16 protein-coding genes are annotated in these 26,901 nt (G+C 59.2%); 6 read left to right on the forward strand and 10 right to left on the reverse strand.

What is annotated here, in order from left to right:
- The first annotated feature begins 103 nt into the window (after positions 1–103).
- Positions 104–1,594 carry a M20/M25/M40 family metallo-hydrolase gene (locus HDF12_RS02755; RefSeq protein ID WP_179581060.1) on the forward strand — a complete coding sequence of 497 codons (1,491 nt, stop codon included), beginning with the start codon at positions 104–106 and terminating at the stop codon, positions 1,592–1,594.
- 56 nt (positions 1,595–1,650) lie between these two features.
- Here HDF12_RS02755 and HDF12_RS02760 read toward each other — a convergent pair whose 3' ends face one another.
- Positions 1,651–2,598 carry a VOC family protein gene (locus HDF12_RS02760; RefSeq protein ID WP_179581062.1) on the reverse strand — a complete coding sequence of 316 codons (948 nt, stop codon included), beginning with the start codon at positions 2,596–2,598 and terminating at the stop codon, positions 1,651–1,653.
- A 223-nt stretch (positions 2,599–2,821) separates the two neighbouring features.
- On the opposite strand from HDF12_RS02760, the gene HDF12_RS02765 reads away from it, so the two are divergent.
- Complete coding sequence (locus tag HDF12_RS02765) at positions 2,822–3,301, forward strand: hypothetical protein (RefSeq protein WP_179581064.1); 480 nt, start codon at positions 2,822–2,824, stop codon at positions 3,299–3,301.
- 21 nt (positions 3,302–3,322) lie between these two features.
- On the opposite strand, the gene amaB is transcribed toward HDF12_RS02765, so the two are convergent.
- The 3 genes from amaB to HDF12_RS02780 all read right to left on the reverse strand — a co-directional run bounded on the left by amaB (position 3,323) and on the right by HDF12_RS02780 (position 7,127).
- Complete coding sequence (gene amaB, locus HDF12_RS02770; protein ID WP_179581066.1) at positions 3,323–4,837, reverse strand: L-piperidine-6-carboxylate dehydrogenase; 1,515 nt, start codon at positions 4,835–4,837, stop codon at positions 3,323–3,325.
- Between the two features lie 356 nt (positions 4,838–5,193).
- A complete protein-coding gene (locus HDF12_RS02775) occupies positions 5,194–6,372 on the reverse strand; it encodes a vWA domain-containing protein (RefSeq protein ID WP_179581068.1) in 1,179 nt (392 codons plus the stop codon).
- A gap of 83 nt (positions 6,373–6,455) precedes the next feature.
- Complete coding sequence (locus HDF12_RS02780; RefSeq protein ID WP_373563835.1) at positions 6,456–7,127, reverse strand: hypothetical protein; 672 nt, start codon at positions 7,125–7,127, stop codon at positions 6,456–6,458.
- A 259-nt stretch (positions 7,128–7,386) separates the two neighbouring features.
- On the opposite strand from HDF12_RS02780, the gene HDF12_RS02785 reads away from it, so the two are divergent.
- Complete coding sequence (locus HDF12_RS02785) at positions 7,387–7,827, forward strand: hypothetical protein (protein ID WP_179581070.1); 441 nt, start codon at positions 7,387–7,389, stop codon at positions 7,825–7,827.
- A gap of 11 nt (positions 7,828–7,838) precedes the next feature.
- On the opposite strand, the gene HDF12_RS02790 is transcribed toward HDF12_RS02785, so the two are convergent.
- Positions 7,839–10,793: an FAD-binding and (Fe-S)-binding domain-containing protein gene (locus tag HDF12_RS02790; RefSeq protein ID WP_179583287.1), complete on the reverse strand. Its 2,955-nt coding sequence runs from the start codon at positions 10,791–10,793 to the stop codon at positions 7,839–7,841.
- 135 nt (positions 10,794–10,928) lie between these two features.
- Between HDF12_RS02790 and HDF12_RS02795 the strand changes: the two genes are divergently transcribed.
- Complete coding sequence (locus HDF12_RS02795) at positions 10,929–11,342, forward strand: nuclear transport factor 2 family protein (protein WP_179581072.1); 414 nt, start codon at positions 10,929–10,931, stop codon at positions 11,340–11,342.
- A gap of 251 nt (positions 11,343–11,593) precedes the next feature.
- On the opposite strand, the gene HDF12_RS02800 is transcribed toward HDF12_RS02795, so the two are convergent.
- The 5 genes from HDF12_RS02800 to HDF12_RS02820 form a co-directional block, all read right to left on the reverse strand.
- Positions 11,594–12,625 carry a DUF1338 domain-containing protein gene (locus HDF12_RS02800; RefSeq protein WP_179581074.1) on the reverse strand — a complete coding sequence of 344 codons (1,032 nt, stop codon included), beginning with the start codon at positions 12,623–12,625 and terminating at the stop codon, positions 11,594–11,596.
- Between the two features lie 108 nt (positions 12,626–12,733).
- Complete coding sequence (locus HDF12_RS02805; RefSeq protein WP_179581076.1) at positions 12,734–14,029, reverse strand: amidase; 1,296 nt, start codon at positions 14,027–14,029, stop codon at positions 12,734–12,736.
- A 39-nt stretch (positions 14,030–14,068) separates the two neighbouring features.
- Positions 14,069–14,950 carry a hypothetical protein gene (locus tag HDF12_RS02810; protein ID WP_179581078.1) on the reverse strand — a complete coding sequence of 294 codons (882 nt, stop codon included), beginning with the start codon at positions 14,948–14,950 and terminating at the stop codon, positions 14,069–14,071.
- A gap of 81 nt (positions 14,951–15,031) precedes the next feature.
- Positions 15,032–18,346 carry a maltose alpha-D-glucosyltransferase gene (gene treS / locus HDF12_RS02815; protein ID WP_179581079.1) on the reverse strand — a complete coding sequence of 1,105 codons (3,315 nt, stop codon included), beginning with the start codon at positions 18,344–18,346 and terminating at the stop codon, positions 15,032–15,034.
- Positions 18,347–18,388: 42 nt separating this feature from the next.
- Positions 18,389–20,407, reverse strand: coding sequence for an alpha-1,4-glucan--maltose-1-phosphate maltosyltransferase (locus HDF12_RS02820; RefSeq protein WP_179581080.1), 2,019 nt, complete (start codon positions 20,405–20,407; stop codon positions 18,389–18,391).
- Between the two features lie 532 nt (positions 20,408–20,939).
- Between HDF12_RS02820 and HDF12_RS02825 the strand changes: the two genes are divergently transcribed.
- Positions 20,940–24,224: a TonB-dependent receptor gene (locus HDF12_RS02825; RefSeq protein WP_179581081.1), complete on the forward strand. Its 3,285-nt coding sequence runs from the start codon at positions 20,940–20,942 to the stop codon at positions 24,222–24,224.
- Between the two features lie 130 nt (positions 24,225–24,354).
- Entirely contained in the window at positions 24,355–26,820 is a 2,466-nt protein-coding gene (locus tag HDF12_RS02830; RefSeq protein ID WP_179581082.1) for a beta-L-arabinofuranosidase domain-containing protein, read from the forward strand.
- The last annotated feature ends 81 nt before the right edge of the window (positions 26,821–26,901 follow it).

The following is a 26,901-nucleotide window of genomic DNA, read 5'->3' on the forward strand; positions in this document are numbered from 1 at the left end:
CAGGTGAGCTATGTTGTGCCGGCGATATTTGCTCATTTTCTTGTGTTTGACGATGCGAGGTTTTATGGTCAATGAATCCGTTACAAATAAAAAGGAGATTTGCATGAAAGGTCTTGCCGCTTTTGGTTTGGGGGCTGCGCTGGTTTTTGTTCAGACGGGGACGGCGCAGATGGGTGCACCTGATACGCCGCCACCGGTGTCGATGCAGGCTGTCAGCGGGCCGCTGGCGGCGAAGTACAAGGCGGAGGCGGATAGGATTCTGAAGGCAGGCGAGACCGATGACGATGGATATGTGGCGCTGACGTATCTGTGCGACCACATCGGCAAGCGGCTGAGTGGTTCGCCGCAGCTGAACACCGCGGTGGAATGGGGTGCCGAGTTGATGCGAAAGGCCGGGCTGCAGAATGTGACGGTGCAGCCGGTGATGGTGCCGCATTGGGTGAGGGGGAGCGAGTCGGGTGCCATCGTCGCGCCTGTGACGAAGCCGCTGCATATGCTGGGGCTGGGTATGAGCGTGGGAACACCGAAGGACGGCATTACGGCGGAGGCGGTGTTTGTGCCGAGCTTTGCGGCGCTGGATGCGATGACGCCGGAGCAGGTGAAGGGAAAGATCGTGGTGTTCAATCCGGGCTGGCATGGTTATGGCGTGAACGTGATGTATCGGGCGATTGGACCGTCGAAGGCCGCGGCGAAGGGCGCGGTCGGTGTGCTGGTGCGGTCGGCTACGGGGCTGGCGATGCAGACTCCGCATACGGGTTCGCTTTACTACGACGAGAAGGTGACGAAGATTCCGGCAGCTGCGATCTCGATCGAGGATGCGCTGATGATTGAGCGGTTGTGTAAAGAAGGGCCGGTGAAGGTCCACCTGCAGATGGACGCGCATATGGAGGCCGACGTGAAGGCCGGAAATGCGATGGGTGAGATTGTTGGGAGCGAGCACCCGGAGCAGGTGGTGGTGATTGGCGGGCACATTGATTCTTGGGATGTGGGGCAAGGCGCGCAGGACGATGGGTCTGGCATTATGGGAACGTTTCAAGCGGTGACGCTGATTCATAAGCTGGGCCTGAAGCCGAAGCGGACAATTCGGCTGGTGTTCTGGGTGAACGAAGAGAATGGCGAGGCGGGCGGGAAGGCTTATCGAAAGATGATTGGCGCGAAGATCGGCGAACAGGTGGCGGCGATCGAGATGGACGAAGGAGCGGAAAAGCCGCTGGGGATTGGATATGGCGGGTTCGAGTCGATGATGCCTGGTGCGCCGCCTTTTGACTTGAGCAAGCTGCCGCCGGATCAGCAGCAGTCGTTTGCGACGCTACAGGACATTGCTTCGCTGCTGGGGCCGATTGGTGCGGATAAGGTGCTGCCTGGTGGGGGAGGGTCGGACATCGAGCCGCTTACCGACGACGGCGTCCCCGCGTTGGCTCCGCGGACGGAGGATCTGCACTACTTCGATTGGCACCACACTGAGGCGGATACGCTGGATAAGGTGGATCCGAAGGAGTTTCGGAAGAACGCGGCGATGTTGTCCGTGGTGGCGTATGTGTTGGCCGATATGGATGGGCAGTTGGCAGGGAAGACCGCGGCTCCTGCGAAGTAGCTTTTAGAAAAGGATGGCTGTGGCGAGTGTTCCGCTGCAGCCATTTTTTTGTGAGTTTAGTTTGGCGGCGGAGCCGTGGAGGGTGGGACCGGCTTGCCGTTTGCTGTTTCGGACTCCATCAGTTCGACGCGGGTGCCGTCGGGGTCGAAGAGGTTGACCTGGCGCTTGCCGTTGACGCCGGTGTGAGGAGCCACAGGCTTGCCGTAAGTTTGGAAGGCTGGGCGAGATTCGAGGACGTTGATGGACTTTGCGACGTCGGGCACGAGGAGAGAGATGTGTTCCTGGCCTCCGCGTTTGTCCGGTGGGGGAAGATCGCGGTAGAGCATGAACTCGACGTAGTCGTTGCCGTCGGGTACCTGCATGTCGATCCAGCTTAGTTGCGTGCCGTTGGAGCTGCCGCGCCAGAACTCGTGGAAGCCGAGAAGATCGCCGTAGAACTTGATGGACTTCTCGCTGTTGCCGACGAGAAAGCCGAGGTGGTAGATGGAGTCGGAGATGCGGGAGGCGGGGAGGAATTTGCCGGTGTTGCGCGCTTCCATGCCATCGGGCTGAGGCTCGACGAACTCGATGAGATTGCCGTCGGGATCTTTGATCTCGAAGTTCAGGTCGCCGGTTTTGCCTTTGCTGACCTGATTGCCGACGAGGATGCCGCGAGAGGCGAGATACAGTCGCATCCGCTCGGCGTTCGAGACGATGAAGGCGATGTGGCTGAGGTGACCCGAGCCTGCCGGCGGTTGCTGATTGAAGAGTTCGACGTGCTGGTGGTCGTTGATCTTTATGAAGGCGATGCGGGTGGTGCCGTCGGGGTTCTTGAGATCGTAGGGTTCGTCGTAGCCGAGGAGGCCGTGCCAGAAGTCCAGGGCTTTGGGTAGGTCGGAGACGAAGAAGCCGACGTGCGAGATGCCGAGAATCTTGGGACGAGTTGGTGTGGTTTGGGCCTGGATGGTCAGCGTGCAGGTGAAGAGGGTGGCGCAGATCGCTGCTAGTCGCTTGCTTCGATTCATCTGAAGTTTCAGTCCTCTCGTCGGAGTTATCGTACATGGTTTGAATTCGGGCCGAGGCGCACGTTTTCTTGAAATTCACGGTGCTTCGATTGACAGGGCACAGTCGGCTCGATAGCCTCGAAGTCCGGCAGTGATTGGTGGGCCAATCTTTTTGCTGTCCGAATCCCAAGAGCCCTTGTCGGCGGCGCACGTGATTGCGATGGGGCGGAAGGCTGGACTTTCGATGAGCACAAGAGCAGATTTCAGCGTTGATGAGTGGGACCTCCTGCGTTCCTCTCCGTTTATGGCGAGCATTCTGGTTGTGGCGGCCAGCCCCAGCGGACCTATCGGCCTCGTTCAAGAGTCTACTGCTGCGGGCAAGATGATCTTGCAAGCAGCCGGATCAGCGCAGACGCCGTTGCTGAAAGATCTTGCGCAGGACCTGACTCAGAAGATGTCGATTCCTAGACCACCGGCGGGCGCTACTCCTGTTCAGGTACAGGCGGCGGCAACCGAGATCCTGAAGCGGACCTCCGATCTGCTGGCGCAGAAGGCTACGCCGGAAGAAGCGACTGAGGTAAAGCAGTGGCTGGCCGGAGTTGCGAAGGCGACCGCAGAGGCGACCAAGGAAGGCGGATTTCTCGGCTTCGGAGGGACTCTGGTCTCCGAGGAGGAGAAGGCCGCGCTGGCTACGGTCAACTCGACGCTTGGTCTTGCGGCCTAAACAGCCGCCGTGTGGCTACGTTTAGTCGATGTCGAAGCTGACTCCTTGTGCCAAGGGCAGGTCGGTTCCGTAGTTGATGGTGTTGGTGGCGCGGCGCATGTACGCCTTCCACGCGTCGGAGCCGGACTCGCGGCCTCCGCCGGTCTCCTTTTCGCCGCCGAAAGCTCCGCCGATCTCTGCGCCTGAGGTGCCGATGTTGACGTTGGCGATGCCGCAGTCGGAGCCGGTGGCGGAGAGGAAGAGCTCGGCTTCGCGAAGGTTCATGGTGAAGATCGACGAGGAGAGGCCCTGGGGGACGTCGTTGTGGAGGGCGAGGGCGTCGGCGAAGTCGGAGTATTTGAGGACGTAGAGGATTGGGGCGAAGGTCTCGCGCTTGACGGTGTCGGTTTGCGAGCCGATCTCGACGAGGGCGGGGCGGACGTAGAAGGCTTCGTCGTTCGCGGTTGGGATTCGTTCTCCTCCGGTGACGGCGGCTCCGGCGCTGCGGGCTTCTTCAAGGGATTTCTGCATGGCGGTGTAGGAGCGCTCGTCGATGAGTGGGCCGACGAGGGTGCCCTGTGCGCCGGGGTCCCCGATGACGACGGAGCCGTAGACCTTTTTGAGCTGCGGTATGAGCTTGTCGTAGACGCTTTCATTGACGATGAGGCGGCGGAGGGTCGTGCAGCGCTGGCCGGCGGTGCCCATGGCAGAGAAGGCGATGGCGCGTAGGGTAAGGTCGAGGTCGGCGGTGGGGGCGACGATGGCTGCATTGTTGCCGCCGAGCTCGAGGATGGCTTTGGCGAAGCGTGCGGCGAGCTTTGGAGCTACGGCGCGGCCCATGGTCGTTGATCCGGTGGCGGAGACGAGCGGGATGAGTGGGCTATCAACTAACTGCTCGCCTACTTTTGCGTCGCCGATGAGGAGGGTGGAGAGGCCTTCGGGAACGGGTTCGTATATCTCGGCGAATTTTTCAGCGGCTCGTTCGAAGATAGCCTGCGTGGCGAGGGCGGTGAGGGGGGTCCTTTCGGAGGGCTTCCAGACGACGGCGTTGCCGCAGACGAGCGCGAGGGCGGCGTTCCAGCTCCAGACGGCGACCGGGAAGTTGAAGGCGGAGATGATGCCGACGACACCGAGAGGGTGCCAGGTCTCCATCATGCGGTGTTTGGCGCGCTCGGAGGGGACGGTGAGGCCGGCGAGCTGGCGCGAGAGGCCAGCGGCGAAGGTGCAGATGTCGATCATCTCCTGAACTTCGCCGTGGCCCTCGGAGAGAATCTTGCCGGTTTCGATGGTGACGAGGCGGCCGAGTAGATGGCTTTGGGCGCGAAGCTCCTCGCCGAGGAGGCGGACGAGTTCGCCGCGACGCGGTGCAGGGATGAGGCGCCATTGGAGGAAGGCGGTGTGGGCGAAGGCGATGGCTTTGCTGGCGGCCTCAGGCGTGATCGTGGCGATCTGGGCGATGACCTCGCCGGTGATTGGGGTGCGGACGGTGAGGTTGCCGGTGGTGGCGGGGACGCCGAGGTGCGCGAGGATGTCTTCGACTTCTTTTCTGATCGTCATGGTTTGTCTGGGTTGTCTCGAGGGTTAGCGTAGATGGTTCGGGTCAGGGGTGGCAAGTTGGCGGGGGAGCGCACCCCCCTGGGGGGTATTATCGTATAAGTCGCTTTGAATCATCAGCTTACGTTTGGACCACATTTGCAAAATATTCATAACAAAGGGTTTACAGGCAAATACGTCCAATCAAAGGGGTTACGGTTTGCAATAGAAAAAGCCCTCTTGCGGCGAGGGCTTTTCCAAGTCTGATACCAGTATAGCGGTTGGAGAGTAACTCATACGCCACGCGAATGTGCTGGATTGGCGCGGGTTTTCGCGGTTTCGGGGCTTGACAAGATTTTTGGGTGAGAGCCAGAGGAGGATTACTGGTTGGGGAGGAGCACCCTTCGCGAGCCCTCCACTGGCGCTTGTGATGAATTTATTGGAACGGTGTTCGCACCCTTTTTCTCGTCTTCGCTTGCGACGGGAACAGTGATTCCTGAGGGCGCAATGTATAGATCACGCTTTCTGTAGGAGACGGCTATAGTGTGTTCTCCAGCTTCTTCGGTGGGAGAGCGCGGAAACTCGAGGATGTAGCGCTCCCGCACCATCTGTAGGAACTCCCGCAACCGCCAGCTCACGATTCCATATCTTTGCTGAACTTCGACTCCGCCGCTGAGGCCGCAGATCTGGTTGAATTTGTCTTCGGTAGACCGAAGGGATGAGGAGTCGACCTTGATCTCTCCCAGGTCTCGGCGATTCATCGCGGCGAAGACCGGCGTGGGAAGTAGTCCGAAGACGGCGATCGATTCGAACTGGGCGCGTCGCCTTACCGTCGACCACAGTGTTCTGCTGCCGCTGTCTTCGCCATCGGTTATCGCCAGAAGGACACGTCGTCCGGACTGGGGCGCGAGCTCGTCCAGCACGTTCGCCATGGAGTCCCAAAGGGGTATGGATGGCTTACAGGGTATTGCGGAACCTTTCTTTCGCTGACGGATCTGCCAGGGCGTCAACCCGCGATCGACCGTCTGCCTGAGTACGGCCGCGTTGGCCGGCGCCTCGTAGGCGGTGCGGATGAGGGTGCAATCGAGCACATAAATCGAGACACGATCCTGCGGTTGCAGGTAGTCTGGCGCGAGACCGGCGATTGCCTGGGAGATTCGCGGCAGCATCTGGTTGTCCGGCTTACTCGCATCGATCAGGATCGACAAGGAGATTGGATCCCGGCCTTCCTGACGGACATACGTCGGAGGAAACTGCGGTCCTGAGTCCAGGCTGATGCGGAACTTTGAAGTGTCGAGGGGTTTCATCCGCTGGTAGTCGTCGGTGAGGACGAGGACGGGGACCTGCTTGAGATTGGTGTAGACGTGAAGGGTGGGAGTTGCGTCAGGGGAAGGCGCCTGTTGTGCGGTGGGCGCTGCTTCGGTGCTTGACTGAGCGGTGGCGCCGACGGCAGCGAGGGCGAGGAGGAGGATGGTGCAGGCAGGTATTCGGGTGATCCCCGGCAGCCTGTTTCTCTTCTTCTCTTTCGAGATCCTCCGCTGCAGTTTGGGCATGGTCATTTCGACCTCCGCGATGCCGTCACTCGATAGCGATCATTCTATAAGAGAAGGAGAGGGCTAGAAGAGTTGCTAGGGGGGACGTTTCACGCCGGGCGGGCGGCGAGGAATTTTTTGTACTCGGCATCAAGTCCTTTGACGAGGCTCTCGATAAGGATCAATTGGCCCTGAACGACTTCGAGGTGCTCTTTCATATACTGTGCCTCGCTGGGGTTGGGATTGGTGTTGTCAGGCACGTTCAGGATGGGACCGATGCTGGTGATTGCGTCGCGGGTTCCCTGTAGTTGTGCTTTTTCCAGTTCCTCCTGCAGCGAATAGATACCGGCGTACTTCTCGGCGGTGTCGTAGGACATGTAGGAGAGCGCGCCGGTGGACTGAGCGGTCTTCCAGCTAACGTCGTCGAACTTATTGAAGTGGAAGGCGACGGACATTGTCTTGTGTTGACGCAACTTTGGGTCTTTGATGATGTCGTCAAGCACCTCGACGTCGTTCTTTAGATTCGCCTGCTGCTTGTGAACGTCGTCGAGGATATCCTGCAGGCTGTTGGCGTTGCTCTGGATCTCTGCCCGGAGGCTGGTTTCGGCTTCGTGGACGAGATGGCGGTGGTGCTGCCACTCGACGCACCCTTCGAGGCCGAGGGCAATGAGAAGGCCGATGGTGATGGTCAGGATATGAAGCAGAAAATCGCGCCAGCCATGAACGGGTTCATGCGGGGGATGCACATCGAGCACGGGAGGAACCTCGTCTACAAGTTTCACTGGGCACTAGGGTAGCAAACGTTCGGGCGGGACGCATGTGTTGAAGGCTGGAGGTTGCCGGCCTGGCTTGGTGTTTTGGATGAGTCCGAATAGGACGGTTGATCGTCGTGCGAGGCCCGGATTCGGAGGCGGCTTTCTTCTGCTCGATGGGGCGCGTCTTGATTTGTAACCAAAAAAGTGGTATAATACTAAAGGTCACCTTGTCGCGGACACGGCAGGGGGACGATGAGGAATTTGATCAGCCATTCAAGGAGCCGTGGTGAAAAATATCGATAAAGAGGTAGAAGACTTTCTCAAACGATTCCAGATAAACGCTAACGTAGGGAGTGCTGAAGAGATTGTGGAGCAGTTTGCCGATGTCTTTATGTCGGCCGATCCGAGCGGCGCGCGTGCAGTACCGTCTTCGAAGCTGTTGATGGCGATTCCCCTGCGAAAGAAGCTGTTTGAGGGTGTGGGTGGCGGAGCAACTGCACTGGTCTCGGTAGAGCAGACGATGCTGGATAATCGATACGTTTTGCTTAAGACCGAGTGGCAGATGAAGCTTGATCGAGGAAGCGGGCCTGGCGACGGTCTTACTTTGCGTTCGACGTTTGTGCTGTATCGATCGGATGATGGGTTGAAGATCGTCTTCTATTTGAATCACGAGGATCTGATGTCTCTTCTGCGAGAGAGGGGGTCTCTGCCGCCGGATAAGACTTAGCCCGGCGGTCGTTAGTCCTGCGGGGATTTGGCGAGGACTTCGGCGAGGTGCATGGGTTTGGCTTTGGTGTTCTGAGTGATCTGTTCGGCGCAGCTGAAGCCGTCGGTGACGAGGATGGTGTTGGCCGATTTGGCGCGGACGGCGGGGAGGAGGACGCGGTTGGCGAGAGTTTGCGAGACGGCGAACTTGTCTTTTTCGAAGCCAAAGGGGCCGGCCATGCCGCAGCAGCCGGAGTCGAGGAGCTCTACGTCGGCGCCGGTGAGGCGGAGGAGGGCTATTTCGTCTTGCATGCCCATGGTGGCGCGGTGATGGCAGTGGCCGTGGACGAGGATCTTTTCGTTGAGTTGCGGGGGACGGTAGTGGGGGGCGCGTTTGACGAGGAACTCGCTGAGAAGGAAGGTCTGGTCGCGGAGCTTTTGCGCGCGGGGATCGTGGGGGAGGAGGTTGGTGAGTTCGTCGCGGAAGACGGAGGCGCAGGAGGGTTCGAGGACGACGATGGGGGTGCCGGCTTGTAGCTGCGCGGTGAGGGCGTTGAGAGTTTTGAGGAGATAGTCTTTGGCGGTGTCGAGCATGCCGAAGTCGTAGAGGGGACGGCCGCAGCAGAGGTGTTGCGTGGGGAGCGTGACGCGGAAGCCGGCGGTGGTGAGGACGTTGTGAGCGGCGCGCATGGCGGCGGGGTGGAAGTAGTTGTTGAAGGTGTCGGCCCAGAGGAAGACTTCGGGAGCGTCGGCGGGCAGCGGGATGCGGCGGTCGCGGCGACGTTGAGGGTCGCGGGCGAGACGGCGGTCGGGGGTGAAGGGTTTGGAGAAGCGGGGGAAGGTGCGCTTCGGGTGGATGTGGAGGAGCTTCTTCATGATGGAGCTGATGAGGGGAGTGTGGTTGACGGCGTTGACGAGGTGCGGGGCGTAGGAGGCTAAGCGGGCGAAGACGTCGATGCGGCCGAAGGCGTAGTGCGAGAGCGGACGGGACTCGCCTTCGTAGTGGTGGGCGAGGAACTCGGATTTGTAGGTGGCCATGTCGACAGAGACGGGGCACTCGGACTTGCAGGCTTTGCAGGCGAGGCAGAGGTCGAGGGACTCTTTGACCTGCTTGTTCTTCCATTGGTCGGGGAGGACTTCGCCCTGCATGAGCTCCCATAGGAGATGGGCGCGGCCGCGGGTGGAGTGGAGCTCTTCGCCGGTGGCCATGAAGCTGGGGCACATGGTGCCGGCGTCGGTCTTGCGGCAGGCTCCTACGCCTACGCAGCGGAGATTGGCGGAGGCGAAGGAGCCGTTGTTTTCGGTGTAGGCGAAGTGAGTTTTTGGGTGCCAGGGATTGTAGTCGGCGCCGAGGCGGAGGTCTTCGTGCGGCTCGTGCGCGTCGATGAGCTTGTTGGGGTTGAGGCGATTGGTGGGGTCGAAGAGGCTCTTGAAGGTGCGGAAGGCCTGCATGAGCTCGGGGCCGAACATCTTGGGGAGGAGAGCGCCGCGGGCCTGGCCGTCGCCGTGTTCTCCGGAGAGAGAGCCGCCGTGGGCGAGGGCGATGTCGGTGGCGCGGTCCATGAACTGGCGGAACTTGAGGATGCCTTCGGGGGTTTCGAGGTCGAAGTTGTGGCGCATGTGGACGCAGCCCTGGCCGAAGTGACCGTACATGGGGCTGCGGTAGCCGTACTCGTTCATGAGGGCGAAGATGGCGCGGAGGTAGCTGCCGAGTTGATGGGGATCGACGGCGGCATCCTCCCAACCCTCCCAGCCGGTGCCGACGCCGGGGATGAAGGCGGTGGCGCCGAGGGCGGACTCGCGGACGCGCCAGACGCTCTTGGCTTCGACGGAGGTGTAGATGCGCGTGGTGGCGTCTGGTGCGATGGTTTTGAGTGAGGCGACGAGGGCGCGGGCTTTGGTGTTGGCCTCGGCCTGGGTGTCGCCGCCGAACTCGATGATGAGGAAGCCGTTGCCATCTGGGAGGAGCGTGAGCTCTTCGGCGAACTTCTGCTTGCGGCGCATGGCGTCGAGGAGGAGACCGTCCATGCCTTCGAAGCCGATGGGTTTGTGCTCGAGGATCTGGGGGACGTGGTCGGCGGCGAGGAAGATGTCGGGGAAGCCGACGCCGACGAGGGTGCGGCAGGGTGGAGATTGAACGAGCTGCAGGGTTGCGCCGAGGATGATGGCGCAGGTGCCTTCGCTGCCGACTAAGGCGCGGGCCACGTTGAAGGAGTTTTCGGGGAGGAGCTCGTCAAGGTTGAAGCCGGAGACGCGGCGTGGGATGTTGGGGAATTTCTCACGGACCTTAGTGGAGTAGGTGTCTCGGAGGGATTTGAGGGTGGAGTAGATTTCGCCGGTGCGGCCGCCGGCTGCGATGTGGGCGGCGAGTTCGGCTTCGGTCGTGGGGCCTACGGTTAGGCGGGTGCCGTCGTAGAGGAGGAGGTCGAGTGTGGCGATGTTGTCCACGGTTTTGCCGCCCATGAGGCCGTGCACGCCGCAGGAGTTGTTGCCGATCATGCCGCCGATGGTGCAGCGGCTGTGCGTTGCGGGGTCGGGTGCAAAGGTGAGGTGGAGTTTTTCGGCGGCGTCGCGGACACGGTCGAGGACGATGCCGGGCTGGACTTTGACGGTGCGGTTTTCTACGTCGATCTCGTCCATGCCGTTCATGTATTTCGAGAAGTCGAGGATGACGGCGGCGTTGCAGCCCTGTCCGGCGAGCGAGGTGCCGGCTCCGCGGGTGAGGATGGGTGCGTTGAAGCGGCGGCAGAGGGTGACGGTGGTGATGACGTCGGCTTCGTCGCGTGGGATGACGACGCCGATGGGGATGTGGCGGTAGTTCGAGGCGTCGGTGGAGTAGAGGGCTTTGGAGGCGGGATCGAAGCGGACTTCGCCGCGGATCTGCTCGCGGAGGAGTGAGGCGAGCTCGTCGGCGTCGGAGAAGGTGTCGTGTGCGCGGGCGTGGGAGCTCGGCAGGATGACGAAGGGCAGGGTGGGAGGAGCAGCCATGAGGTTGATGGTACGGTTATTTGTGGTCGCGCACCAGATCGTGGAGTTTAGCATTGTCCAAATGATGTGCGGGAGTGGCAATGAGTGCGCCGGGAATCAAATTCGTCACCACGCGCCTCTAAGCAGATAGGAGCAATGATGTCGATTACGAAGACAGCGGAAGAGTTTCTGGCAGCTTGTGAGACGGGCAAGGGCTGGTCGGTATGCAGCGCATATTGCACCCCCGGGGCTACGTTCTCCGCACAGGCGGAACCGCTCGCCGAGGTGTCGACGGTTGAGCAGTACACCAACTGGATGCAAGGTTTGCTTACGGTTCTTACCGATGGAACGTATGATGTGAAGTCATTCGCGACCGATACAGAACGGAACAACGTCAACATCTACGCGGTTTTCACTGGCACGCACTTGGCAGGCGGCCCGATTTCGCCGACCGGAAAGACCACGAAGTCCGACTATGTTTACTTCCTACAATTCGACGGTGACAAAATCTCCCATTTCACAAAGATCTGGAACTCCGGGTTTGCGATGAAAGAACTCGGCTGGGCCTAATTCCTTCATCCGCCAAACCGATCACGAGGTCGCGGCATCTTGAAGATGGCTGGCACGACACGGGGGCGGTTTGAAAGGGCGAATCTTTTTACAAAATGAGTAGAGACTGCTTGCTGTCAGCAGGAGCCATCTAACTTTTATCAGGCGATGATTCTTCAGGACCGCATCCACAATCCTGCGGTTGTAGGGCTTAGTCGTAAATGCGGACTGCATTGACTTGCGCCGATGCAGTCCGGTGGTTCGCGCAGCAACTAGGACTTGCCGGTGGCGGTCATCTTGAAGATGGCCTGGGCGTTGGAGCTGTCGAAGCCGAGATCGAGTTTCTGCTTGCCGTCTTCTTCGGGGAGCGGCAGGCGAGTGATGAATTCGTAGAAGGAGCCGTTGACCTCTTTGGCGACGAGTGCGCCTTCTGCGGTGTGGAACTTGCGTTGAACCTTAGCGGCCAGAAAGGCTGTCTGGCGAACACGGCCGGACTGCGAGGTTTCGACGGCAGCCTTCATGGGCTGGCCGAGGGCTTTCTGTTCTTCGGCGAGTTGATCGACGTCGGGGACGCGGTCGGTGGCGTGGTTGAAGGCGTTGCCCTCGGTGGAGATCCAGGCCATCTCGGGGGATTCTGCGAGGAGGATTTCGTAGTCGGCGAGCGTGGGTTCGGTGTGCTGACGCTCGAAGACCGAGGCGAGGATGGGCAGCAGAGTTACAGATTCATCGACGCTGAGGGAGCCGGTGGATTCGAGTTTGTCGAGGAGGGACTTCGCCTGCGGGGTGACGGGGTCCTTCGAGCTCGCGGTGACGCGCCGGACGGCGGCCTGGAACTCGGGGGAGAAGCGCTCGGGATGGAGCTCGCTGAGGAAGAACTGCGCGATCGCTTCGGGGTAGTCGGCCTGGGCGTGGGAGCGGCCGGTCATCTTGAGACGCTCGAGCGGGTAGACGCCGTTGAGCGCGTAGCCGAGCGGACGCAGGATGCGGGTGATGGCCTCTTGTCCGGCGGGCAGGCCGCCCATGCCTTCGAGGGCGACGGTACGGACGGCGCCGTGATCGTGCAGGATCTGCCGCCCTTTGCTGAGGGTGTAGTCGGCGTAGGTTTTGGCAGTGGGGACGCGGCGAAGAAGGTCTTCGAAGAGGAGCATGTTGAGTGCTTGCGCGAGGACGGCGCGAGAGACCTGCGGGCCGAGGGCGGCGGCGATCTCGGGATGGATGACCAGGAGCTTGAAGAGGTGTTCGGTGCGTTCGGTACCGATGATGTTGTCGAGTGTTTCGCGTAGTACGCCGTTGCTTGTGCTCATTGTTAGTTCCCCGTGACTGCCGGAGGGTGTGCATCCGGCCCTAACATCATCGTCAATGGGAGCGCATCTGTAAAGTTGATGCGCTTCCGTCGCGTTGTGACTAATTGGCTAGAGAGCCGCCGCGAACGCTAAGAGCGAGGCGTCCTGCATGGGAGCGGCGACTAGCTGCATTCCGGTGCCGAGGGGCGCACCGATTGCTTCGCCAGCGAGAGTGACGACGGGCAAGCCGGCAAGGCTGGCGGGCGTGGTGTAACGCAGGATCGCTTTGCGGATGTGCGACTGGTCTTTGCCGGCGAAGAGTTTGCTGACGGGAGCGCAGGGGAGCAGGAGGAGATCGACTTGTTGGAAGAGCGACGACATCTGGGAGCGGAAGACTTCGAGGCGACGGTGAAAAGCCTGGAGTTGCTCGATGGTGATAGATGCCCCCCAGGCAAGGCGTTCTGCGATCGCGGGCTCGAAGTGTTGATAGTGGCCGCGGTGGAGTTGAGCTGCTTCGCTGGCTTGTATGGACGCGAAGATATCTAAACTGTCGACCCAGAAGGCGGTGTCGATCGGTATCAGGGTTGCGCGGCGTTCGGTGAGGCGCTGCTTCCATGCCGCGAATGCGGCGAGGACATCGGGTTCGCAATCGTGCGTGAACTCGTCGCCAACATAGCCGACGCGGGGTTGAGATGGTGCGGTGATGGAGGGGATGTCGTAGATAGCGCCGGCGAGCGCGGGACCATCGCGTAGATCGCGAAAGAGCAGGCCAAGGGTATCGAAGGATGGAGCAAGGTGAGCTGCGCCGGACCAGCGTTCTTCGCCGCGGCTGACACCGAGGGAGGCGCGGTAGCCGGCGAGCCCGCAGAGTGCAGCAGGGACGCGGACCGAGCCTCCGGTGTCGGTGCCGATGGCTGCGAGGGCAGATCCTTCCTGCACACTCGCAGCTGCGCCGCTCGAGGAGCCGCCGGTGAGCAGAGTTGAGTCGCGTGGCTGGACGGAGTCTCCGTAGTCGGCGTTTTCGCCGGTGATGCCGTAGGCGAGCTGATGGAGATGAGTTTTTCCGGGGATGATCGCGCCCGCATCGAGAAGGCGTTGCGCGACCCATGAGTTTTTTTCGGCGACGGGATGGAGTTGCTGGTAGTAGCGGGAGCCGCAGCTTGTCGTGGTGCCTGTTAGGTCGAAGCAGTCTTTGATCGAGATTGGAACGCCGTAGAGCGGTGGACGATTTTGAGTGTCGGCAAAGAGGTTCGGGAGTCGTTCGGCTCGATGGAGCGATTCGATTGTTGTAAGGGTGAGGAAGGCGTTGTGCGAGTCGTTGCTGTTTGCTTTGCCGGCTGCAGCGACTGCTATCGTGTGGGGATCTGTCTCAGACGACGCGAGCGCGTGATGAAGGGATGTGAGTGGGGATTGGGGGTTTGTCATGGCTTGGACCAGAATGGACGGCGACGCTAAGGTTGAGGATTAGTGGGGTATCGTGGCAAAGGTCTGGAAGTAGGTTTGGAGGGCCTTCGCAGTGGACTCATCGAGTTGTGGATTAGGTGACATGGCCGACTTCGGGTCGATGGATTTTGGATTGCGGAGGTAGCGTTCGAAGGTCGATGGCGATGAGGCGGCGTAGTTGCCTAGTGTCTGCCACGACCTGCCTGCCTTCGTGCCGCCGTATCTGCCCATATTATGGCAGCGGTAACAGTGTTGCTGGGCGATGCGAAAACCGTCGATGACCTGCGGATTGGACGCATCTTTTTGGTGAGGTGCGATGGCCCCGTAGACCTGCTGCGCTGTGCCGAACTCGAGGCGGGTTATCTTCGCAGGGATCTTGGGGAGCTCCGGAAAGGAGAGGACGCTGAAGGACGGCGTGAAGTCTTCGTGGGTGATGAAGTAGGGGCCGGGGTCGTCGATGTGCGTCTGGGCCGCCCAGGTTTTGACTGGCAGGCCGTCAATCTTCAACGCGAGGATGGGACGGTGCGTCTTCATATATTCGCGAGTGTAGGTTGCACGATAGCCGTCGGAACATAGGGCGGTCAGTAGATCCGATCCGGGAAGGACGCCGAGGGAGCTCTCGAGGACGTCGAGATAGACGCCGGTGACGGTTAGCTTTTGCTGAGGGAGTTCGCGGAAATTGTCATCGCCTGTGACTGTGACGGTTGTCTGGGGAAGTGTCGCGAGTTGGCCGTAGGAGATGTAGCGGACTGTGCCGGGTGCGATATCTGCGGCTATGCCGGCGATCTCGAGGTCGGATGCGGCACCGCGCTCTGTCAAGAGGAAATGTCCAGTTGACGATGAGTTGGCCGGCAACCACGCGAGGCATGCGGCAAAGACAACGATCAGCTTCACTGGAGCCATGATTCAGACTATCGTGGAATTTTTTTTCGACAAGACAAAAGAATGGAATTTGTATCGCAGGAAAGATAGCCAAGAAAATATTTATGAATGCAGGGACAGGATGCCTGAGAGGGGTATTCTGACCCACGCGGGGCGGTTGTTGAGCTCATAAAGAAGCTCGTAGAGGGATTTCTCCAGCAGGTATGCGTTGAGCAGGAGCTGTGCCTGCGCGGGCTCGGGGATCAGGCCCGGATCTTTGGCGTGGATCGTGGCATGGTAGGCGTGGAGAAACTCGGTGGAGACGGAGTTCTGCCAGAGCGTGGCCCACGGCTCGAGATACTTTGCGTCGTCTGGGCGACGCTGCGCGAAGGCGTTGTGTGCGGCGTGCGCGGCGTAGCTGAAGGAGCGGAGCATGCCTGCTACATCCCGGAGAGGCGATTGTTTGGCGCGGCGTTCGGCGAGGCTGCGCGCGGGCTCGCCTTCGAAGTCGAGGATGACGTAGTCGCTGCGGGAACGAAGGACCTGGCCGAGATGATAGTCCCCGTGAATGCGGATGCGCTGGCCGGCTGCGGTGGGCGTTGCGGAGGCTATGGCGCGGGCGCGGGCGAATAGGTTGATGCGACGGCTGAGAACGAGAGCGGCGTTATCGGCGGTTGTCTCGGTAAGGTGCGACATGCCGCGCTTGAGAGCATCGAGGGTGAGGGACAGCTGTGCGTCGATACGGTCGGCGTCGGCGACGAGATCGGCGGTCGTGAAGTCTTCTGCTGAGAAGGCTGGGTCGTGAGTGGGAGTGGCGAGCGCAAGATGCATCTCGGCGGTGCGACGGCCGAGCAGCGCGGCAGCGTCGAGATAGAGGCCGGCGTGTTCGTGGGCGAGGGCGGGAGATTCGTTCTTTCCAAGGAAGGACGCCGGAGTGCCGAGGTCATGAAGAGCGGGCAGGATGGCGACGCTCTCGTAGTAGTGCGAGAGCTCGTCGAGGGTCCATTGCCAGCCATCTCCTTCGTTTTCGACCAGGCCCTGGAGCATCGCGATGGTGGTGGGGTCGCCGGTTTTGGAGTGGAGTGTGATATCCCCAAGAAACGGAGCGATGCGGGGAAAGTGTGCTGTCTCGGTGAGAAAACGGCCGATCTCGGTGTCGGGATTTTCACCGGGCTGGAGCCGGCGAAAGAGCTTCATGATGAGCTTCGCGTCGTAAAGGATGGAGGTGTTGGATTGTTCGGCTGAACCCGTGCGAGCCGGAAGCGGACCGCTGCCGCGAGCTTCGGCGAAGGCGCTGCTGCTGCGTCCACGCAGGCTCCCGTTGCGGGTGGGGAGTTCACCGTTCGTCTCGATGAGGCGAAGGATCGCCTGACGAACGTCTTCGCGCGCAACCGCATCGTGGAGGACTGCGGGACCGTCAGAGGTTGAAACGGTTGCGACAATGCACGCCGGGTCTGAAGCGCGGACTATCTCTGCAACCTCGCCTGTGCTGATGGTGAGCGCGAGCTGATAGACATCGGTGCTGTCGTCTTCGTAGGTCAAATGCAGGAAGAGAACCATTGCGTTGAGGCCAGGAAGATCCGCAGAGTCGAGAATTTCGACGGTCTTGATGGTTCTTGATTTCGCTCCAAACCAGCGCTGGTGCGGAAGGTAGCTGGCCAACAAATTCTGCAGAAGAGTTAGGCCTTCTCCTGTCAGAACGCCTTCGATGCCGCGGCTGAGCATGTGCACGATAGGCTCGTCTACGGGTACCTCTACCGGCTCGGGCGCTGCCGGCGCGGATTGCAGTTCGAGCCAGAGGAAGGAATATGGCGAAAGCGTGAGTGGGTATGGCTGCGCAGTGATAGTGGGGAAGTTGACGTACCCCAGCATCTCGACGGGAACCATGCCGGAAAATTTAGAGAGGTCGAGCGAGACGGGCTGCGAAAAACGCGATAGGTTCGCGACGCAAAGGACGGTTTCGCAGTTGCCGTTCTCTTCGTACTGGCGAATGTAGGCGAGGATCTTTCGGTTTTCTGGACTGAGGAACTCCTGCGTCCCACGCCCGAAGACGTGGAAGAGTTTGCGCAGGGCGATCATGTTGCGTGTCCAATGCAACAGGGACGATTGATCGGACTGCTGGGCCTCGACGTTAATCGATTGATAGCCCCAGATCGGATCGGTGATGACGGGAAAATAAAGCCGCGCGGGGATCGACGTCGAGAAACCTGCGTTGCGGTCGGAGTTCCATTGCATGGGCGTGCGGACGCCGTTGCGATCGCCCAGATAGATGTTGTCGCCCATGCCGATTTCGTCGCCGTAGTAGAGGATGGGCGTGCCGGGGAAGCTGAGGAGAAGCGAGTTGAGCAGCTCGATGCGGCGGCGATTGTTATCGACCAGAGGCGCGAGGCGTCGGCGGATGCCAACGTTGATGCGCATGCGCGGGTCGGCCGAGTATGCGAAGTACATGTAGTCGCGCTCGTCGTCGGTGACCATCTCGAGGGTGAGTTCGTCGTGATTGCGAAGGAAGAGACCCCACTGGCAGTTGTCCGGAATGGAGGGAGTCTGCGCCATGATGTCGGTGATCGGCAGGCGGTCTTCCTGCCGAAGCGCCATGTAGATGCGCGGCATGAGCGGGAAGTGAAAGGCCATGTTGCACTCGTCGCCGTCGCCAAAGTAGGGGCGGACGTCTGCGGGCCACATGTTGGCTTCGGCGAGCACCAGGCGATTCTCATATTCGGCATCGATCACTGCGCGAATCTGCTTGATCTTTACGTGGGTCTCGGGGACGTTCTCGCAGCTTGTGCCGTCGCGTTCGATGAGATAGGGAATCGCATCCAGGCGCAGCCCGTCGACACCCATGTCCAGCCAGAAGCGCATCGCCGTGAGGACCTCCTCCATCACGCGCGGGTTGTCGAAGTTCAGGTCGGGTTGATGGGAGAAGAAGCGGTGCCAGTAATACTGCTGCGCGACGTCGTCCCAGGTCCAGTTGGACTTCTCCGTGTCGGTGAAGATGATTCTGACGCCCTCGAAGAGCTTGTCCGTGTCACTCCAGACGTACATATCGCGCTCGGGGGAACCTTTGGGAGCGAGTCGCGCAGCTTTGAACCATGGATGCTGATCGCTGGTGTGGTTAATGACGAGCTCGATCATCACCTGCATGCCGCGAAGGTGGGCGGCATCGAGAAACTGCTTGAAGTCGTTGATGGTTCCGTAGCTGGGGTTGACGTCGACGTAGTTCGCAATGTCGTAGCCATCGTCGCGCAGAGGCGACGGGAAGAAGGGAAGCAGCCACAGACACGTGACGCCCAGATCCTGAAGATAGTCGAGCTTCGACATGAGGCCGGGGAAGTCGCCGATGCCGTCCGCATTCGAGTCCATGAACGCTCGAATGTGAATCTCGTAGATGATCGCGTCCTTGTACCAGAGCGGATCGGTCGCACTGCCTACTTTTTTCACTCTTCGTCCTTGTGCTGGAAGCTGTCTTTACGAATCGTATGCCTACGGGGTCTGCGGGGTCTCGACGTTGGGTTTGCGGAGCAGGCGGAAGATGTGCGCGGGCATCACGTCGGGGCGCAGAGCAACATAGTTGCTGCGATCGTGCCATTGGTAATGGGTGCCGGTGAGCAGATCTTCGATATCGAAGGTTTCGTTGTGCGGGATGGCCAGCTCCTTGAGGTCGAGATCGATCCATCCTGCCTGTTCCTGCGTGGGATCGAGGTTGATGGCGACGAGAATCTGATTGTCGCCGCTCCACTTGCTGTAGCAGAGGATGTTTGAGTTGTCGACGTTGTGGAAGTGAAGCGAGCCGTCGCTTTGGAGTGCGGGGTTGGTGCGGCGGATCTGATTGACCTTGGTAATAAGCGGGGCGAGGCTTGTGCTCGCGCTGCGGTCCCAACGGCGGATCTCGTACTTCTCGCTGTTGAGATACTCCTCACTGCCAGGCTTGGCGGGAAGATTTTCGCCGAGTTCGTAGGCAGGGCCGTACATGCCGTAGTTCGCGCCAAGAGTTGCCGCGAGGATCAGGCGCTGCATGAAGGCGGGGCGGCCGCCGTTTTGAAGTGCGGCGTGGAGGATGTCGGGCGTGTTGGGCCAGAGGTTCGGATGAAAGAAGTCGGTTACGGGCGGCTTGGTAATCTCCTCGAAGTACTCCCGAAGCTCGTCCTTCCTATTGCGCCAGGTGAAGTAGGTATAGGACTGGCTGAAGCCAGCCTTGGCCAGCGAGTACATCACGTGCGGGCGCGTGAACGCCTCGGCGAGAAAGATCACATCGGGATATTTTTTATGGATTTCGCCGATGCACCACTCCCAGAACGGAATGGCCTTGGTGTGCGGATTGTCGACACGGAAGATTTTGACGTCGCGCTTGATCCAGTAGGTGAAAACATCGCGCAGAGCCTCCCATAGGCCGCGCCAATCAGGCGACTCGAAGTTGAGCGGGTAGATGTCCTGGTATTTTTTTGGTGGGTTCTCCGCGTATTGGATGGAGCCGTCGGGGCGGATATTGAACCAGTCGGGATGCTCGGCGACCCAGGGATGGTCGGGGGAACACTGGAAGGCGATGTCCAGAGCCAGCTCCATGCCGTGCTCGCGCGTAGCGGCGACAAGAGCGTCGAAGTCTTTCAGGGTGCCGAGTTCAGCGAGGATGGATTTGTGGCCGCCCTCTTTTGCTCCGATCGCCCAGGGGCTGCCCGGATCGTTCTCGGTCGAGGTGACACTGTTGTTCGGGCCTTTGCGAAACGCTTTGCCGATGGGATGAATCGGCGGCATATAGAGCACATCGAAGCCCATCGCGGCGATGGTTGGCAGAAGCGCCTGCACGTCCGCAAAGGTGCCGTGCCGCGCAGGATCGGGCGAGGTGGACCGGGGGAAGAGCTCATACCAGGTCGAGTAGCGTGCCCGTTCGCGGTCAACCCACAGGTGCAGATCCTGAGAATAGCGCGTCGCCAGGGTGAGATCAGGGTATTGTGCGACGAGCGCGAGGATCTCGTCCGTCAAGGGATTATCGTGGGTCTCAGACTTTTCGTTCGCGAGTTCGAGGAGACGCGCAGCCTCGTCTGCTAAACGTTTGCTATCGGGCCCTTTGGCGCGCCCCGCGGCCTGCTCCAGCAGGAGAGCGCCGGAGCGCAGCGCGAGCGGGATATCCTGTGATTCGGCCGAAGAACTCACGCCAGGCTGACCGGGCTGTGCTGCCAGCCGCTTTTGTAGATCGGCAGACCAGGTGTCGAAGTGGTCAACCCACGCCTCGAGGGTATAGAGCCAATCGCCGAGCGCATCCACGGTGAAGCTGGCGGACCAGAGATCATTGGTAAGCGGGGAGAGCGGCGTGGATTGCCAATCCTTCGCGCTCGAGTGGCGATAGAGCAAACGTCCTGAGACATGGTCGTGTCCATCGCCAAAAACCGCCGCAGTTACGGTTACGATGTCGCCCAGAATTCGCTTGGCTGGATAGCGTCCACAATCGACTTGTGGGTTGATCCCTTCAATGACGACTCGCTTACGGCCTTCGATAGGTTTCATATCACTCAGATCTTCAGACTGGCTTTCGTACCTATAGTAGTCCGACAGGCCGCGCTCAAAAATACCGATATCGGTACGAATAAGGACTCCTGCATAAGAAGATGCAGGCTGAGCCGCATATGTTTGCTGGCTGTCGGCACGCGCGGGGGAATCGCGCAGAATTCCAGGCTCATTGTTGAGGCTGGCGAAGCGCAACCGAGGGGTTGCAGGAGGAGGGATTTCTCATCCGGAATCTCGCGTCCAAAGTCCCTCGAAGCCGCCCTCCCAAGGCCACATCGATGCTTTTGTTCGGGCCGCTAGTGTCCGTCATTGTTGGCCTGATTCCCCAGTGGAAACCCTCTCGGCATCGGCGCCGAGGTAACAGCTTGCCTGCCGGTAATTAGGCAGCTTTGTTCCGCGAAAAGGCTGTTTTTTGGGGTGCCTCCAGACTTCTGATTCCGGGTGCTATTTTCCAATTGAAATAATTTTCCCCTTGACAATCGGTTGACGCCTCTGTTCGACTTGCGGGCGTTACAGGGAGGCGGAATCTCGCATGGCACACCTAAGCAAAACCAACGCTCCTTCAGAGCCGATAGATAACGGCAGAACGCATCACATGGGCTTTAACCGGTTGACCGGTTTTCGGAAGACCAGACTCTCTCGGGCGCTCCAAACCGTACTCGTATTACTGATCGCGGCAGGCATAGGTCCGCTGAGGGTCATGTTTGCCCAGACCGATCTCGGCTCACTCTCAGGAACGATTCGCGACAGTGCAGACGCTGTGGTTCCTAATTGTCAGATCGAGATCAAAAACGCCAGAACGTCTACGACGCGCAACGTCACGACGGATCAAAACGGCTATTTCAACGTCCCTTCCCTCACGGTGGGGCCTTACACAGTTTCGGCCACGGCAGCGGGGTTCAAACACCTGGTGACCACTGTGGATGTGACCACGAATGGCGCAACCGCCAACCTGCAACTCTCTGTGGGCAATGTGCAGCAGGAGGTGACGGTTACCTCCGAGTCCGGCTCAGTGAGTTTGCAGACGGACAATCACGAGTTAGTGACTACGGTCTCGCCGACGCAGTTGGTCAATCTGCCGAACAATAGCCGAAGCATCCTAAACATCGCAACGCTTGGGCCGTCATCGCAGGCAGGAACCGATGTTGGAGTTGATGGTGGAGATGAAGGTTTCTACGGACAGACCGCAAACTCGGTCATCATCTCGGGACTCGGCAATGCACACACGGCATTTCTTCAGGACGGCGTCGACAACACGAATCTGCTGACGCAGACCGTGAATATCCTGTCGTCGGTTGAAGCGAGTCAGGAGGTCACGACGATCCTGAACGGCGCTCCTGCGCGCTTCAGTCAGCCGTCGATCATCAACGTCATCACGAAGAGCGGCTCGAACCAGATTCATGGAACGGCGTACGACTTTCTTCAGAATGACGACTTCGATGCTAAGAACTGGTTCGCGACGACCAAGCCTGCAAAACGCTATAACCAGTTTGGAGGCAATATCGGCGCTCCACTTTGGAAGAACAAGCTGTTCGCTTTCTTTGACTACTCGGGTCTGCGGAGCCATACGGCTAACGTCAACCGCGACCGAGTTCCAACCGACGCAGAGCGCAACGGAGACTTCTCAGCAGACGGAGTCACCCTCTACGATCCTTCAACCTACGATCCCACAACCGGAACGAGCCAGCCCTTTGCGGGAAATAAGCTCCCCGCAATTAGTTCGTTTGCTCAGCAGTGGTTGAAGAACTATCCCGCACCCAACACGACACTGGATGCAAACAACGTCAACTACGTTGTGAATCTGCCGCAGATCAGTAACTACGACGAGTACCTTGGCCGTGTCGACTACAACATCTCGCAACGAGATCTTTTGTTCGGCACGGTGGCAAGGCTGGAGAGCCAGTTTGGCAATGACAGCATCACGCCCGGGCTCTTCGGGATCTTCATTGCGCTGAAGGGCACGAATATCTCGGCTGCTGAAACGCACGTGTTCAACTCGAACGTTGTGAACGTCTTCAAGGTCGGCTATAACCGCAGTAATCTCTTCCGCACGCAGCAGGGCGAAGGTGCTGTCAACTATGCAAAACAGTATGGTCTGGCGAACGTTAATCCACAGCCGTCTCAATGGACGCCTCCCGCGATCAACCTCAACACCGGCAACTACACCTCGCTGGGAGATCCCTACTCTCCTCAGGGTGCGATTCAGAACCGCTTCCAGTACACCGACGAAGTAAGCTGGAAGCTAGGCAACCATACCTTCGTCTTCGGCGGCGACTATGTCAGGACGCAGTTCGATGGCAACTGGGTGGTCGGCAACAATGGCATCTACAACTTCGACGGCAGTTCGACCTCGGCTTACGTTGGCGGTGTGCGGAGCGCGACCGATCAGGGTAACTCGCTGGCCGATCTCGAACTCGGATTTCCTCGAACCGCCAATGCTGCCAACGGCGTAACAGTGGGTGCTTTTCGAGGCACGGACGTTTCAGGTTACGTGCAGGATGACTGGAAGGCTTTGCCACGGCTGACCTTCAACATCGGCCTGCGTTATGACTTCGACAATCCCCCGAACGACAAGAATGGACATGGAGGGCAGTTCGACGTGGCTTCCAACCGAGTCATTCCCGGGACGTGGAAGACAAACTACAACGACTGGGCGCCGCGGTTCGGGTTCTCCTATCAAGCAAATGATCGAACTGTAGTTCGCGGGGGATACGGAATCTATTACGCGCCAATTCTCTACAACAATCTTCAATTCCAGCTACTCTATTCGCCGAACTTCGTGAATCAGTCTTACTCGTTCAATGTCGCGGACCCGGTCGATATTCAAAATCTATTTGTTCCTAATCCATCTTTGGCTGGACAGCAGAATTACACACTGACGAAGACGTTGAAGGACACTTCGGTACAAGACTGGAACGTTAACATCCAGCGGTCGCTCAGCAACAACACTCTTCTTACGGTCGGCTATATCGGGAATGTGACTCGTCATCAGTCCGCGCGCGCCGATCTCAACCAGCCGTTCGGACTGACTCCTGGAAACACGAGCGGCATCCTCGACCTGAGACCGAATACGAACGTCGGAACGACAGATGGCCAACTCAACGCGATCTCGGCAAACTACCACGCATTGGCCGTCAAGGTAGAGCGAACGTATACCAACGGTCTGCAGTTTCTTGGGGCTTATACCTACTCCAAGGCGATGGACATCCTGGACGGCGATAACGCGGACATTCAGAATCTTTACAACCCGGGCCTCACCTATGGCCCTGCAGGCTTTGACCGCACGCAGAATTTCATTTTTAGCGCGGTGTATGAGTTGCCCTTCGGTCCTGGAAAGAAGTTTCTGAACTCCAATAATCTGATCAACCGCGAGATCATTGGCGGTTGGCAGCTCTCTGGGGTTCAGCAGTTTGCCACCGGCCAGCCGATCCAGGTTACAGCCAACAACAATGCGGATACCAGTTCGGTGCATAGCGTCTACGCAAACAGGATCTGCACTGGTAATCCGCCTGCAGGCCATCCCCGTCTGCAGTTCTTTGATCCATCCTGCTATGTGCAGCCCGCGACCGGTCAGTATGGAACGGCCAGAAGCGGACCGCGTCAGCCTGGGATCGACACGACGAACCTGAGTCTTCAGAAGGCGTTTGCGATCACCGAGCGTCAGCAACTTCAGTTCCGCGCGGAGGCGTTCAGCGTCTTCAATCACCCTAACTTTTCTACCGGTAGCACCAGCATCACGAACCCCGCTGCGGGCCTGCTCACCCAGGAGACTGTCGGTCAACGAGTGCTGCAACTCGCATTGCGCTACGCCTTCTAATTGCGTTGGCGTCTAACCCACAAAGCGGTCAGAGGCTTTCTTTCTGACCCCTTCGCCTTAGGATTGCTCGCGAAGATTCATTCCTTTTATGCAACCACGGTAACTCGAAACAAAGCACGGGAGATGGGTCATGGCTGTAACACGACGTAAGTTTCTATTGAATTCGACCTATGCTGGAGCGGGATTCGCTGTCATCGGAGCGATGAAACCGGTCGCCCTGCTGGCGCAGACGAGCGATAAGGAGATGGCGACTTATCTAACCGGAATCAGGATGGCCGCGACCCCAGCGACGAACTACCGCGCTTATCGTTCGAAGGTGGTTGCGACGCCCGATGTGACGACGTGGGTCCAGGTAGATCTGAAGAAGGCTGTTCCAATCTCCGCGATTCAGTTATTCCCTGCCTCGGAGCGGATGTATCCGGGCCGCGACCAGTACTACGGAGGCGAGGGATTCCCACTGCGATTCCGGCTGGAAGCCTCCGACGATGCAAACTTCGGAAAGGTTGAGACCATTGCGGACTTCACTCAATCCGACTTTCCGGATCTGAAAGACAACATTACGCAGTACGCGGCGCACGATGTTCATGCTCGCTATGTGCGGCTGACGGCGACGCGGCTTCGCGCTGTCAAGGCAGTTGCTTCAGACAGCACGCCGCTGGGCAAGGAGCCCCAGGATAGCCCCGATTACACGCTGATGGTTGCGAAGATGGCTGTTATCTCCGGCGGACACGATGTTGCCGTGGGTTGCAAGGTGACGGCGGATGAGAAGTATGGAAACAGCGAGCTGGTGGCGCAACTCACGCGGCCACCCCGGCAGGACGGAGAGGGAATTCGCGTCGATAATCCACACGCGGTGACAGACCCTGCCACCTGGAAGCCGGCGAAGTACAAAGCCGAAGCGCCGAAGACGGGAGTGACTTTGGAGGGTGGCGTCTTTCAGGAGGCGATGCAAAACAACATTCAGTATCTGCTGAACTCGTACACGACGGACGATCTTCTGCGTCAGTTTTACGAGCGAACAGGCAAGATCAAAAACTTCAAGCCGACCGGTTCGCAGGTCTTCTGGGAGGAAGATCTTGCAGGTTCGAACGCGGGACGTTTCCTGATGGGTGCCGGCAACACGCTGCGCTGGATTGACGATCCCGAACTGCACCGCCGCCTCAATGTCGTGGTCGATGGCATTGAAGAGTGTCGTCAGCCGAACGGATACATCATGGCGTATCCGGAAGACACGATCTTCTACTCGGAGCGCGCGGCCTACACTCGCGCGTGGCTTACGCACGGACTGCTGGAAGCTGCGTATGGCGGCAACCCCAAGGCTCTGCCGATGCTGCGCGGCTACTACGACTGGTTCAATCAGCAGACCTTCCTGCCGGACATGTTGCGCGGTGCGATTCAAGGCGGCCAGGGGATGGTCGCGAACACGCGCATGTGTACGAGTCCACTTGGAAAGCCGGCCGACGCGCAGGTCATTCAGCGCTACTACCAGGAAGACGGTTGGATGGAGGGTTTGGCAAAGCAGGAGAAGGAGCAGGTGTGGCAGTACCCCTACGATCGTCCGCATTGCTATCTGCTGACTAATCTCGAAGCGTATCTGGATATGTATCTCGCCACTGGCGACGTGCGCTATCGTGACGGGGTTCTCGGAGCATGGGAGCTCTATCGTGCGCACTGGCAGCAGGCCGGCGGAAGCATCTCCATCATCGAGTTCGAAAAGGATCCGCCGAACAGCAACTATCTCCGCCAGAAACTGGGAGAGCTCTGCGGCAGCAGCTTCTGGGTCTTTCTAAGTCAGCGCTTCCAACTCCTGAATCCCGATGAGGAGCGCTACGCAACGGAGATCGAGAAATCGATCTACAACGTCGGCATGGCGAACCAGGATGGCGGCGTCGGCCTGCGTTATCACACCGTCATGGAGGGCAAGAAAGAAAAATCCACGCACGAGAATACGTGTTGCGAAGGTCAGGGGACCAGGCTGCTTGGAACTCTTCCGGAGCACATCTACTCCATCGCGCCCGATGGAATCTATGTGAACCTCTACGAGCCTTCAACGATTCGTTGGCAGCAGGCAGGTCAGCCGATGGAGTTGAAGATGAAGACTCGCTTCCCCTACGACACGCATGTGAGTGGCGCGGTGAAGGTATCGACCCCCACCGAGGCTAATCTCAGGATCCGCATTCCGTCCTGGGCGGCAAAGGAGATGGCGGTTTCGGTCAACGGTAAAGGAGTTGCTTCGGGCAAACCGGGCAGTTATCTTGCGATCAATCGTAAGTGGAGCGACGGAGATGTCATCGAGTTTGTGCTTCCCGCAGAGATTCGCGTGCGCCGTTACAACGGCGATGATCAGATTGCGGGCAAGAAAAGATACTCGGTCGAGTACGGTCCTATTCTGCTGGCCGCTGTCGGATCTCCGACCGCCAGTCTCTCTGTGGACAAGGGACACGAAGCCGAGCATCTAGCGAATCATCTGGAGCCGGTTGATGGGTCGCCGCTTCACTTCACTGTCCGAGGCAACGACGGTCAGAAGTTTGTGCCGTACTGGAAGATCTCGGAAGAGGAGTTCACCTGCTACCCGCAGGTCACTGCGATGACTTGATGAGTCTGGACAGACTGCTGGAGGTTGGCAGTCTGTCCAACGTACGGTAGGCAAATGATGCGAAGTTGTTATTTAATCTCG

The organism is Tunturiibacter gelidiferens (genome assembly GCF_013410115.1).
GTDB lineage: Bacteria > Acidobacteriota > Terriglobia > Terriglobales > Acidobacteriaceae > Edaphobacter > Edaphobacter gelidiferens.

Excerpts from the sequence above, each read along its gene's own strand:
- HDF12_RS02755 (WP_179581060.1), top strand. The coding sequence starts at position 104 with ATGAAAGGTCTTGCCGCTTTTGGTTTGGGGGCTGCGCTGGTTTTTGTT.
- HDF12_RS02760 (WP_179581062.1), bottom strand. The coding sequence starts at position 2,598 with ATGAATCGAAGCAAGCGACTAGCAGCGATCTGCGCCACCCTCTTCACC.
- HDF12_RS02765 (WP_179581064.1), top strand. The coding sequence starts at position 2,822 with ATGAGCACAAGAGCAGATTTCAGCGTTGATGAGTGGGACCTCCTGCGT.
- amaB (WP_179581066.1), bottom strand. The coding sequence starts at position 4,837 with ATGACGATCAGAAAAGAAGTCGAAGACATCCTCGCGCACCTCGGCGTC.
- HDF12_RS02775 (WP_179581068.1), bottom strand. The coding sequence starts at position 6,372 with ATGACCATGCCCAAACTGCAGCGGAGGATCTCGAAAGAGAAGAAGAGA.
- HDF12_RS02790 (WP_179583287.1), bottom strand. The coding sequence starts at position 10,793 with ATGGCTGCTCCTCCCACCCTGCCCTTCGTCATCCTGCCGAGCTCCCAC.
- HDF12_RS02795 (WP_179581072.1), top strand. The coding sequence starts at position 10,929 with ATGATGTCGATTACGAAGACAGCGGAAGAGTTTCTGGCAGCTTGTGAG.
- HDF12_RS02800 (WP_179581074.1), bottom strand. The coding sequence starts at position 12,625 with ATGAGCACAAGCAACGGCGTACTACGCGAAACACTCGACAACATCATC.
- HDF12_RS02805 (WP_179581076.1), bottom strand. The coding sequence starts at position 14,029 with ATGACAAACCCCCAATCCCCACTCACATCCCTTCATCACGCGCTCGCG.
- HDF12_RS02810 (WP_179581078.1), bottom strand. The coding sequence starts at position 14,950 with ATGGCTCCAGTGAAGCTGATCGTTGTCTTTGCCGCATGCCTCGCGTGG.
- HDF12_RS02820 (WP_179581080.1), bottom strand. The coding sequence starts at position 20,407 with ATGAAACCTATCGAAGGCCGTAAGCGAGTCGTCATTGAAGGGATCAAC.
- HDF12_RS02825 (WP_179581081.1), top strand. The coding sequence starts at position 20,940 with ATGGCACACCTAAGCAAAACCAACGCTCCTTCAGAGCCGATAGATAAC.
- HDF12_RS02830 (WP_179581082.1), top strand. The coding sequence starts at position 24,355 with ATGGCTGTAACACGACGTAAGTTTCTATTGAATTCGACCTATGCTGGA.